A 9,791-nucleotide genomic window follows, 5' to 3' on the forward strand; every position below is an offset into this window, starting at 1 on the left:
GATCAGATCGAAAGTGTGACTGATGCTGAAGGAAACGAGTTTGAATTTGCAGAGGCTGGGGGAGAGATCAACGATAATCCATTCGGGGACTTCATTACAATGATCACTGTAATGATGGATATGGAAGACCACGGTTTTGGAGATTTCATCACTGAGATAACAGTATCTGAAACTGGGAATATGACCGGTCCGATAACAATAACCTTTACGGATGAATGGGACGGGGAGCTGCCTCCAAATGATGAGGGTCATATTATTGCAACAGATATCCAGAACATCGGCGAGATGGGCGATGACAGTGCATGGATCACTATTGGATTCTGCGAAGCAACGAGTTCAGAACCTGTAGATGATACTGTGCCAGAGAATGAAACCGAGGCTGATTTAGTCGTCACATTACAGAGCTAAAATGATATGGTTATGAATTGTTCGAGGAGGCTATCTTAAGCGGCTCAGAAGAATCTCTTATGCAGACCAGAGGACTTTGTTCATATATGAGGAAAGAGTCCTCTATCCTGTGCTGCGGACAGGGTATAAACTAAAAGGCTGATTCAATGAGTAAAACTCTATGGATATCTTAAGAGATAAACGAATCATTCTTGATCCAGAAATATGTTTTGTTCATAGAATTAACATGGCCGCTTGTTCAATTTACTTTTACAATATGAGTCCATAACTTGGCTCGGTAGCCAGGTATCCGTCCGAGAAGATTATTGCTTCCTTAATCACATCTGCATCTATTATATCATGTCCCTCAAAAGCCGCGAGCAGATTTGCTCTTAACAGGAGGGATGCAGCAATACCATCAATGTAAGTGGTCACAAGATCAATGAGTGGCACGTTCCTTTCCTGCTCCAGGGCATGCAGGTATATCACTCCTGCAAAATGATCTCTTTTCACGATTATTTCAAGATACTTCCTTAAGGCATTGGCAGCATCCGCAGACAAGGGCCTAAGTGACAAAAAGGAGTAATCGATGTTACCGGTGGTTTCTATTTCGCCTGTGCGCTCCAGTTTTATTCTTTCCAATAGTCTGCCATTCAGCCTGAAAACAAGCCATTGCATATCCGCTGTAAGGTATGTCGGCAGATTAATGAATTCTTCAGAGGAGAGCTGGGATGTAAAGTCATCCTTGTCCCTTTGAGTAACTATCTCATTACTGATATCCATACAGTTTACATGTTCCAGTGATCTAGTCTGCAGGACGCTGGGGGATATGCAATCTGACAGCTTTCCAGGCAAGGAGTCATACATCTCCCTGGCCTTTAGTGTCATCTCCTCTTTCATTTGGGCCGGTAGCTGCTCCATTATCTCTTTTCCCTTAAGACAAAGGACATTGGAATTGCTATCCTGTGAAAATCCTCTGCAGACCTGGCTTGTATACAACTGGATTCGTTGCCCGAAAAAGATCTTTATCGGGAATATCCTGCACAGGAGAGAACGAACCGGATATATGCCGCATCTGCGATCCTCCCTGAGGAAGATGCAGGCCCCTCTTTCCTGGTGCTGTCTCATCGTATAGACATTGCAAAAATAAGGGTCTGTAGTCACCCATTTTTTAACCCCGTTCCTGTCTATTTTCAGTATAGCATTGAAACCCGGCTCGCATTCCCTTACCTCTGCCGGAAAAGTGCAGCAAAAGCCGCAACCTTCCAGGCATTTAAAATCCATTCCTTCAAGTAGAGCATAGTCTATTTCGGTGGTTATACTAAACATCCCCTGAAAAACACGACACCGGCAATACTTCTATTAGTATTCTCGACGATGCCGATTTTACAATTACTGTCGATAAATTAAGATCTCCATATTTTAGAAACAGCTGCTAATTCTGCAGTAGATGTGCATTCGAACATTTAAGCCTTTCACATGACCTTTTGCTCGATATGGTTCTTTTAAATACTCGCAACACAGATTATACCCCCGTGGCCGAGTATTCCTTTGTCAAAGAACTCCTTCGCAAGGGTATTCATCTTACATCCTTACTGATAGTGCTGGTCTACGCCTTTTATGGCAGGCAGGCTGTCCTTACCTTGCTTATATCATATCTTGTACTTATTCTGGTTATCGAGCACCTGCGTCTTGACAGGGGACTGGAGATTCCATTTGTCAAGTATCTCTTTCGCCGGAAAGAAGCCGCAAATATCGGCTCCCATGTATTTTTTACATTAGGTGCTCTCATTGCTGTTGCGGTGTTCAGTAAAGAAGTAGCTTATGCTGCTATATTGATGACCACGTTCGGAGACATGAGTGCAGCGCTTGTTGGCAGAAAAATTGGAAAACATCGGTTCCTTAGCAGCGGGAAGTCTGTAGAAGGATGTACCGCTGAATTTATAGTTGATCTTTTAATCGGGTATGTCTTCCTGTCAAGCCTGCCTCTTGCACTGCTAATGGCATTTACAGCAACCCTTGTGGAAACCCTCTTTGTGAATATAGATGACAATCTGACGATTCCCGTCTTTTCAGGATTTGTGGTGGAAACGTTCTTATACATAAAAACCCTAGTATAAAATAGAAAACATAAATTTAGTATGGTGAGGCACCCGGAAACCACCACGCTTTAGGGTGCCTCTCTCCTTGCGAATCCGAGATATTCCCCAATATCTCTGTTAAGCCACTCCCATAACCCGCAATAAGTAATTGGAGTCTGTTTTATTTAAATTGACCCTTGTTTATTTTTTAGCAGACTCAATTTATTCAAAAGCCTCTTAAAATCATGTCACTACGTATATTTTGACGGCATTAAAATTTAATTCACTAAATTAATCCAGTGTCCTCAATTTGTACAGTACCGCATTAAATCAAGTTAACTTGTTTTTCTCGCAAATTAGTTTTTTGAAAAGTTATTTATATGCCGGTGGTATAGGATATTATATACGAAAACAAACTTTTCGGAAAACATTAGAGGTAAATAAGCATGACATCATGGGAATATGAAGTAAAGTCAGTTCGCTTTGGCGAATGGGACCTGATGAAAGAGGATTTGAACGAACTTGGCGTTGATGGTTGGGAACTGGTTAAGTTCTCAGGCGATGTAGATGAACAGGGAATGACCAAAGCCTTCCTGAAAAGACCGCTTGATATACTTGAAACCTGATCCTTTTTAATAATTTCTTTTCTGTATTTGGATTTGAGACTTTCTGATTTTATTTTAGCCTTGCTGTTTTCATCTATGCTTATTACAGTTTTTAATAAGTTCATTGCAGGTTCATTTGCGACATAAAGGTATTTCTATTCATTTGCTCAATGTTATTAATGGGGTTTGTTAATGAGAAATGAAATAATAGTCTTTTTGGTTCTGATGTCCGTATTCTTAGCTATTGGATGTACCGCTGCACAGGATGAAGGCGAGCCAGGCATTGACAGTCCGGAAGTGCCGCCTGTTGATCCTGATCCTGTGCAGGCTGACCTCCCTGAGCCGCAAGGCAGTGAGGTATATAATTACATAACTGAAGAGAACAACTACCTGGAATGGGATATATGGCCTTTGAAAGATGAAGTGTATTCAAGCGTCAGTATTCATGGCCCGCTGTTAACTACGTACGTATCAGAGAATGCAGTACCTGCCATCAAGAACCGGGCAGGCACCTTGCCCTACGGAAGCATGGTGGTGAGGGAAAGTTATGACGCTGATCGTCAGCTCAGGGAAATAGGTGTCCGGTATAAGGTGGAAGGTTATGACCCTGACCATAACGATTGGTTTTGGGCTGCTTACACTCCCGAAGGAGAAGTTATAGTCGAGGGAAGGGTGGAGTCATGCCAGAGCTGCCATTCGGTCGAGGCGCGTAACGACTACATTTATACCGCGTATATAACAGGCACACCTTATCCGGTAACAGATGTGGAGATCAGGGATTTCAGCTTTGATCCGGCCTCGGTCACCATTGCAGTGGGAGATTCAGTAAGGTGGACCAATGTGGATTCAGCCATTCATACAATAGATGGTGGAATGTTCAGGTCCGGGGCGCTCGCGCAGGGAGAATCCTACAGTCACACATTCACACAAGCAGGCACCTATTATTACATGTGTACTGTGCATCCTTACCAGACAACGGGGCAGATCATTGTAACAGGCTGAGTCTCTTTACCATTACTTTTTGTCTGAGGTTCTTAAATATCATTACTTCCGGCAATGCTATTAATTATGCTTACTCTATCTTATATGGGGAGAATCATGAGAAGATTACTTTTTATCTTTATGCTGATCGCAGCGGTTGCTTTGATCTCCGGGTGCACGGATTACCTGTCACCAATGGAGAGCCGGCCGCCTGGAGAAGTTGAAACTACAGAAGTCATTATGCAAAATTATCGCTTCCTGCCTCAGGATATCAGGGTTTCAGTGGGGGATACGGTCACCTGGACAAATAATGACAGAGTAACCCACACAGTGACTGCGGATAATGGTGCCTTTGATTCAGGTGATTTCGGGCCAGGTGAAACTTTCAGCTATACCTACCAACAGGAAGGCATCTTTGGCTATTCCTGCACGATACATCCCGGTATGATCGGTACTGTGACAGTAGTAGAGTGAATATTTAAAATTGAAAGGTGGAATCAATTGAAACTTAAGGGCCGGGTAGTTCTTGTGACAGGGGGAGGCAGGGGCATCGGAAGGGCCACATGCCTCGCGCTGGCAAGGGAAGGTGCAGATATCATTGCAACCTCACGGAGTCCGGATGAGCTAGAAGCTGTGCGTGAAGAAGTTGAGAGCATGGGCAGTAATTCACTGGCCATCCGGGCAGATATCAGGAAGGAGTCAGATGTCATTGGCTTGGTGTCTGAATCAACTAAACAATTCGGAAGAATAGATATCCTTGTGAATAACGCCGGAGTGGCTGTAAGGAAATCCCTGATTGAAACCAGCGCCGGGGAATTCGATAATATAATGGATGTCAATGTAAGGGGCTTATTCCTTTGCACGAAACATACCCTGCCCCATATGCTCAGGGAAGGCCAGGGCAAAGTCATAAATCTTTCATCAGATGCAGGCAAAACCGGGATTAGAGAACTTTCAGTATACTCTGCATCAAAGTTTGCAGTCATCGGCCTGACCGAGTCGCTGGCTCAGGAAGTTTCAGGAAAGATTGGAGTATATGCGGTCTGTCCCGGGAGCGTCGATACAGGTATGTACCGTTCTTTGTATAATGATGAGCCATCCCTCAAACCGGAAGATGTGGCCGCCAAAATCGTGGAGCTGTGTCTTCCAGGATCAAGAGTTACTTCAGGCTCCTGTGTTACAGTATATGGACGTGGTTAAGGAAAGAGTGGGTTTTATCTTTTTGAGGTATGAATGATATTCAGGGACAGGAAGGATGCTGGTGAGAAACTTGCCCGTGAATTAGAAAAATACCGGGGTGAGGATGTACTGGTGCTTGCCATACCCCGGGGTGGCGTGGAGGTAGGTTGCAAAGTGGCAGAATACCTGCATGCACAATTTTCACTGCTGGTGACAAGGAAACTGCCGTTCCCCGACAATCCTGAAGTGGGATTCGGGGCTATAGCCGAGGATGGTAGTGTCTTTATTATCGAGGATGCGGCAATGTGGCTGCCCCGGGAGGAGATTGACCGGATAACAAATGAGCAGTCACAGGAAATACGCAGGAGAGTACAGGTTTTGAGGGGAGGCAGGCCCTTGCCGGAGATCGCCGGCAGGACGGTCATACTGATTGATGACGGCCTTGCAATGGGTTCCACAATGATGGCATCCATAATGATGTGCAGGAAAAAGACAGCCGGGAAGATCGTTGTTGCCGTGCCTGTCGCCGGCAGGAGGGTTTTGGAGGAAGTCTCCCGGATGGTCGACGAGCTCGTGGTTCTGGAAACCCCTGCAAATTTCATGGCCGTTGCTCAGGTTTACAGTAACTGGTACGATGTTTCGGACGCGGAGGTACTGGAAATTCTGGAAAAAGGCTGTGGATATAAATGAAAGGTGAGTGAAATAGATGATTGTTACAAGCAGCGCTTTTAAGCAGGGGGAAATGATTCCTGCCAGATATACATGTGACGGGGAGAATATCAACCCCCCATTGGATTTCGATGACGTACCTTCATCCACAGTTAGCATTGTCGTGATAGTTGATGGTGTTGATTCCTCCTCAGGCACAATGAATCACTGGATAGTATGGAACATCGACTTTGTTGAAGGGATAGATGAGAACACAGTTCCGGGAGTGGAGGGTGTGAACGACTTTAATAGGATATCCTATTGTGGTCCATGCCCTTCTGAAGGCACGCATCAATATTACTTCATGGCATATGCCCTTGAGACCCGGCTGGACTTTATAACAGGGACAGGCAGGAATCAGATTGAAGATGCGATGCAGCCCCATATACTTGCCAGGGGTGAGCTCATGGGAGAGTATAGAAGGTCGCGGAAGCTTTCGGATTTCAAGGAAAAAGGCTAAAAACCGTCATTTATTAAAGGCGTTTGTTCAAAGGGGCTGCAAAACAGCAGGGTTGGCACATCAGAGTAAAACCTGACACATGCAGAGAATTTATTCTTTCGAAACATCGAATTAAGGCTTATTGCTGATTTCCCGAAGAAAGCTGCGTACTTCTGTGTTGAAAATCTCTGGCGCCTCAAGGTTGCTCTCATGGCCGACGCCTGGAATGATTACAAGCCTCGATCTTGGAATCATGGCATGCATGTTCCTGGCAATTTCGAGGGGAGAGCGCTGATCGGCTTCACCGTAGAGCAGCAGTGTAGGTACCTCGATAGTTGGAAGCACGTCACGAAGATCAGCTTCAGCGAAGGCAAATAGCATTGATCTCATTCCTGCAGGATGGAATTCGGAAATGATTGCTGCGCTTTCACTGACCACTTCGGAAGGTACCGATCTGGTGAATAGTGTCGGCATCCAAATCTCAACGACCTGTCCAGGCGACAATTCCGATTGCTGGAGCCCCTGAAGCAGGCGTTCTTCTACGACATCGGGCGGAAGGGATCCTTTCCACCCGGCATAAGCCGAAGCCAGTATGAGGGATCTTGGGATGCCTGGATGGCGGCGGTAGAGTTCAAGTGCAAGTCCGGAACCGAATGACAGGCCTAGGATACTAGGTTTTACTATGCCGATTTTCTCAATAAGTGCAGCAAGGCAGTCTGCAAAATCAGGCAGGCGGAAAGTCTCCGGTGGATCTGCCGAACGGCCACAGCCGGGTGCATCCCAGGCCACCACTGTGAACTCATCGGATAACTCCTCAAGCTGCCTGCGCCATGTACGGCTGTCGCTGAGAGCACCGTGAAGGAGTATGATGGGCACTCCATCGCCCATTCGTTCAAAAGCAATGCGTAATCCGCCGATTTCAACTTCATGCATGTACAATCCCGTCTCATAAATGAGTTCATTTTTTGCTTTATCTATTTTATGAATCTAAAATAGCGCAGTTCATGTTCTGACAACCGGTTAAGGAATGTCTGTAACTGCACACATGTGATGGGGTTCGAAATGTCATGCTTTTTTTCGTGTAGTTAATTTTATATATTATAAAATAGGTAGTAGGATTCTGGTTACTCAAAATTTAGTGACTCGCTTGAATCATCAGATAAGGGCAGTTGAATATCAAAAGAACAAAAAATCGCAGGAACACAGGCAGAAGGGTAATAATGACTGATTTGGCATCAAATACAATGGATATCTATATCCCAAGAGCTAACAGCCTCAGGACTGTCCAGTTCTATTTCTGGCTGGGCATTATATCAGCTATCTTCATCAGGATGGTAATCATCGCAGACCATTACAGCGGGCTGATGTCAAAAGCTTTCTTCTACCTGGGTGTCATTGGCTACTTCGTCTTCTTCGCCCACAGATACCGCATTGCAACTCGGCGTGTGGGTGTCCTGAATGATCTGGAACTGCTCCGGAAGGTGGAAGAACGGAGGCCCTTGAACGAAAACGATTATGAAGGGCTCGAGTACATAGTAAGGAGTATTTCGCTGTCAAAGGAACGCCTGAACTACCTGGTGATCATCGTGTTCTCGCTGATAGCTATATTCCTGTCCCTGACGCTGGATTTTGGCATAATTGCATAATTGTGATAATCCGACTATAAACGAGTGAAGAATGCTGAATAAAGAACGACTGGACAAAGGTGAATAATATGGACCCTATAAAGGAAAAGATCATTAACAGGGCAAAGAACGCTGTCATTGATCTCAATGAGAGCGCAGTTGAGGAAATAGCACTCGAAGCCATCGAAGCAGGTGTGGACCCTGTGCAGCTTATAGAACGTGGCTTCATCGAAGGCATGAGATTCTTTGGTGACCTTTTTGAAGAAGGCAGGTGCCAGTTGCCCCAAATGTTTGCAGCATCCCGGATCGTTGAGTCAGGTATCTCTACCCTCACACCGCTGCTGAAGGGTTCAAAAAACGAGATGTGCTGTTTTGGCAACATCATCGTAGAAGTGTGATCTCCCTATAAACTTTCCATCCAGAGGTTTCGCTTTAATGCGAAACCTCCCTCCCTCCATATCAAATATTCTTTTCTAATGGTTCTGTTAACTTTACAATCTTCTCTCAACATTCTTATATACCTGCAATCCAAGAATACCCTACTATGAGAAACGCTCATACTTCCATGCGCAAACTCAGTGGTAAAAAGATGGCTGGAACCAAGGAGGCATCTTATCCTGCTGAAGAACGATTTAATCCTGACTTCATTAAAGAAGTGGAGCAGAGTATACAAGACGTTAAAGATGGGAAAGGAATCAAGTTCAAAACAGCAGATGATTTATTTGATCATCTTAAAAAATGACTTATGACATAATTATATCACCTACTTTTGAGAAAGATGCCAAAGCCATCCTCAAGAAGGACCCCGCTCTTTCCACTCGCATTCACAAGACTGTCATTAGTATCCTTGAAAATCCTGAATGTGGTAAACCTCTACGCAACGTGTTAAAAGGCTATTGCAGGGTCCATGTCGGGCATTTTGTTCTAATATATGAAATTGATGACACCAATAACACTCTTACTCTTTTAAAATTCACTCATCATGACAAAGCCTACAAGTGATTTGATTCTACTCTGCCAATCATCCATGAGTATCTCAATTGAGAGTAAAGATAAAACTTAAAAGCAGGTATTCTGTTTTAGGACCTGTTTTAAGGGATGATGTTTGCAGATTATTTTTGTCATCTTGCAGGAAGGTGCCGGCTTCGCCGGGGCTCTCTTGGATGATTTAAGTTATTCATAACTTCCGATTAGTCTACCTAAACGGAAGATTTTTTCCCCGATTAAGCCATACTCCGAAAAATCATATTTTGCATATAACGAAAAATCGTTTTTAAAAGATATTGGAAGTTTCTCCTTTAATGGGCAGTACAGATTAAGATACAATAAGATCTTATAGTGTTTATTCATGATGTGTTTGTATGAACGTTATTTACAAAATAACATATCCTAATGGCAAGATATACATTGGGCAGGATAGAACAGATGATATTCTATATTTTGGAAGCCCAAATCGTGAACTTGTTGAAAAGGATTTCACCAGAGAACAAAAACGTGATTTTACGATAAGGAAAGAAATTCTATGGGAATCTGAAACAGCGTCTATAGAAGAAGTATATCATATGGAATTCAAACTCATAAGAAAATTCCAATCAAATGATCATAATAAAGGTTATAATAAAAATCCAAAATTTTAGCAAAATTAAAGTTCCTTTGTTTGGTGATTTCTTCCTTTCATTCATTCCTTGTATTTCATTTTATCAACAACAGTTATAGGTACTTTCTGCAATATATATCTCGATGAAATCAACCTACACCACCAAATCATTCCAATCAATCTCTTCCC

Annotated in this window: 15 protein-coding genes; 13 read left to right on the forward strand and 2 right to left on the reverse strand. The window is 43.8% G+C overall.

The features are described 5' to 3' along the window. The coding region (locus Q8J68_RS07200) for a hypothetical protein (protein WP_305310842.1) at positions 1 to 408 on the forward strand (408 nt) is incomplete at its 5' end. A 249-nt stretch (positions 409 to 657) separates the two neighbouring features. On the opposite strand, the gene Q8J68_RS07205 is transcribed toward Q8J68_RS07200, so the two are convergent. Next, positions 658 to 1,671 (reverse strand): YkgJ family cysteine cluster protein, encoded by a 1,014-nt coding sequence (locus tag Q8J68_RS07205; RefSeq protein WP_305310843.1) that lies wholly within the window; start codon positions 1,669 to 1,671, stop codon positions 658 to 660. A 212-nt stretch (positions 1,672 to 1,883) separates the two neighbouring features. Between Q8J68_RS07205 and Q8J68_RS07210 the strand changes: the two genes are divergently transcribed. The 7 genes from Q8J68_RS07210 to Q8J68_RS07240 all read left to right on the forward strand — a co-directional run bounded on the left by Q8J68_RS07210 (position 1,884) and on the right by Q8J68_RS07240 (position 6,401). Beyond that, positions 1,884 to 2,507 carry a diacylglycerol/polyprenol kinase family protein gene (locus Q8J68_RS07210; RefSeq protein WP_305310844.1) on the forward strand — a complete coding sequence of 208 codons (624 nt, stop codon included), beginning with the start codon at positions 1,884 to 1,886 and terminating at the stop codon, positions 2,505 to 2,507. Positions 2,508 to 2,914: 407 nt separating this feature from the next. Next, complete coding sequence (locus Q8J68_RS07215) at positions 2,915 to 3,094, forward strand: hypothetical protein (RefSeq protein WP_305310845.1); 180 nt, start codon at positions 2,915 to 2,917, stop codon at positions 3,092 to 3,094. Between the two features lie 171 nt (positions 3,095 to 3,265). Continuing rightward, on the forward strand, positions 3,266 to 4,075 hold the full coding sequence (locus Q8J68_RS07220) for a plastocyanin/azurin family copper-binding protein (RefSeq protein WP_305310846.1): 810 nt from the start codon (positions 3,266 to 3,268) through the stop codon (positions 4,073 to 4,075). A gap of 96 nt (positions 4,076 to 4,171) precedes the next feature. Next, positions 4,172 to 4,528, forward strand: coding sequence for a cupredoxin family copper-binding protein (locus Q8J68_RS07225; protein ID WP_305310847.1), 357 nt, complete (start codon positions 4,172 to 4,174; stop codon positions 4,526 to 4,528). Between the two features lie 27 nt (positions 4,529 to 4,555). Next, positions 4,556 to 5,254, forward strand: coding sequence for an SDR family NAD(P)-dependent oxidoreductase (locus tag Q8J68_RS07230; RefSeq protein WP_305310848.1), 699 nt, complete (start codon positions 4,556 to 4,558; stop codon positions 5,252 to 5,254). A gap of 33 nt (positions 5,255 to 5,287) precedes the next feature. Then, a complete protein-coding gene (locus Q8J68_RS07235) occupies positions 5,288 to 5,923 on the forward strand; it encodes a phosphoribosyltransferase (RefSeq protein ID WP_305310849.1) in 636 nt (211 codons plus the stop codon). A gap of 16 nt (positions 5,924 to 5,939) precedes the next feature. Beyond that, on the forward strand, positions 5,940 to 6,401 hold the full coding sequence (locus tag Q8J68_RS07240) for a YbhB/YbcL family Raf kinase inhibitor-like protein (protein WP_305310850.1): 462 nt from the start codon (positions 5,940 to 5,942) through the stop codon (positions 6,399 to 6,401). Positions 6,402 to 6,512: 111 nt separating this feature from the next. Here Q8J68_RS07240 and Q8J68_RS07245 read toward each other — a convergent pair whose 3' ends face one another. Continuing rightward, a complete protein-coding gene (locus Q8J68_RS07245) occupies positions 6,513 to 7,313 on the reverse strand; it encodes an alpha/beta fold hydrolase (protein ID WP_305310851.1) in 801 nt (266 codons plus the stop codon). Between the two features lie 287 nt (positions 7,314 to 7,600). Between Q8J68_RS07245 and Q8J68_RS07250 the strand changes: the two genes are divergently transcribed. The 5 genes from Q8J68_RS07250 to Q8J68_RS07270 all read left to right on the forward strand — a co-directional run bounded on the left by Q8J68_RS07250 (position 7,601) and on the right by Q8J68_RS07270 (position 9,642). Further along, positions 7,601 to 8,026 (forward strand): hypothetical protein, encoded by a 426-nt coding sequence (locus tag Q8J68_RS07250; RefSeq protein WP_305310852.1) that lies wholly within the window; start codon positions 7,601 to 7,603, stop codon positions 8,024 to 8,026. Positions 8,027 to 8,094: 68 nt separating this feature from the next. After that, positions 8,095 to 8,403, forward strand: a complete 309-nt coding sequence (locus Q8J68_RS07255) for a B12-binding domain-containing protein (protein WP_305310853.1) — start codon at positions 8,095 to 8,097, stop codon at positions 8,401 to 8,403. Positions 8,404 to 8,594: 191 nt separating this feature from the next. Further along, entirely contained in the window at positions 8,595 to 8,747 is a 153-nt protein-coding gene (locus Q8J68_RS07260) for a DUF2683 family protein (RefSeq protein ID WP_305310854.1), read from the forward strand. Next, positions 8,744 to 9,007: a type II toxin-antitoxin system RelE/ParE family toxin gene (locus Q8J68_RS07265; protein ID WP_305310855.1), complete on the forward strand. Its 264-nt coding sequence runs from the start codon at positions 8,744 to 8,746 to the stop codon at positions 9,005 to 9,007. Before Q8J68_RS07260 ends, Q8J68_RS07265 begins: the two co-directional genes overlap by 4 nt. Before the next feature lie 359 nt (positions 9,008 to 9,366). After that, positions 9,367 to 9,642, forward strand: a complete 276-nt coding sequence (locus tag Q8J68_RS07270; RefSeq protein ID WP_305310856.1) for a hypothetical protein — start codon at positions 9,367 to 9,369, stop codon at positions 9,640 to 9,642. Positions 9,643 to 9,791: the final 149 nt, after the last annotated feature.

This window comes from Methanolobus sp. (assembly GCF_030682845.1).
Lineage (GTDB): Archaea > Halobacteriota > Methanosarcinia > Methanosarcinales > Methanosarcinaceae > Methanolobus.

Bases quoted from the DNA above. Each gene is read 5' to 3' on its own strand.
- Q8J68_RS07205 (WP_305310843.1), bottom strand. From the start codon at position 1,671: ATGGATTTTAAATGCCTGGAAGGTTGCGGCTTTTGCTGCACTTTTCCG.
- Q8J68_RS07210 (WP_305310844.1), top strand. From the start codon at position 1,884: ATGGTTCTTTTAAATACTCGCAACACAGATTATACCCCCGTGGCCGAG.
- Q8J68_RS07215 (WP_305310845.1), top strand. From the start codon at position 2,915: ATGACATCATGGGAATATGAAGTAAAGTCAGTTCGCTTTGGCGAATGG.
- Q8J68_RS07220 (WP_305310846.1), top strand. From the start codon at position 3,266: ATGAGAAATGAAATAATAGTCTTTTTGGTTCTGATGTCCGTATTCTTA.
- Q8J68_RS07225 (WP_305310847.1), top strand. From the start codon at position 4,172: ATGAGAAGATTACTTTTTATCTTTATGCTGATCGCAGCGGTTGCTTTG.
- Q8J68_RS07235 (WP_305310849.1), top strand. From the start codon at position 5,288: ATGATATTCAGGGACAGGAAGGATGCTGGTGAGAAACTTGCCCGTGAA.
- Q8J68_RS07240 (WP_305310850.1), top strand. From the start codon at position 5,940: ATGATTGTTACAAGCAGCGCTTTTAAGCAGGGGGAAATGATTCCTGCC.
- Q8J68_RS07245 (WP_305310851.1), bottom strand. From the start codon at position 7,313: ATGCATGAAGTTGAAATCGGCGGATTACGCATTGCTTTTGAACGAATG.
- Q8J68_RS07250 (WP_305310852.1), top strand. From the start codon at position 7,601: ATGACTGATTTGGCATCAAATACAATGGATATCTATATCCCAAGAGCT.
- Q8J68_RS07255 (WP_305310853.1), top strand. From the start codon at position 8,095: ATGGACCCTATAAAGGAAAAGATCATTAACAGGGCAAAGAACGCTGTC.
- Q8J68_RS07260 (WP_305310854.1), top strand. From the start codon at position 8,595: ATGGCTGGAACCAAGGAGGCATCTTATCCTGCTGAAGAACGATTTAAT.
- Q8J68_RS07265 (WP_305310855.1), top strand. From the start codon at position 8,744: ATGACTTATGACATAATTATATCACCTACTTTTGAGAAAGATGCCAAA.
- Q8J68_RS07270 (WP_305310856.1), top strand. From the start codon at position 9,367: ATGAACGTTATTTACAAAATAACATATCCTAATGGCAAGATATACATT.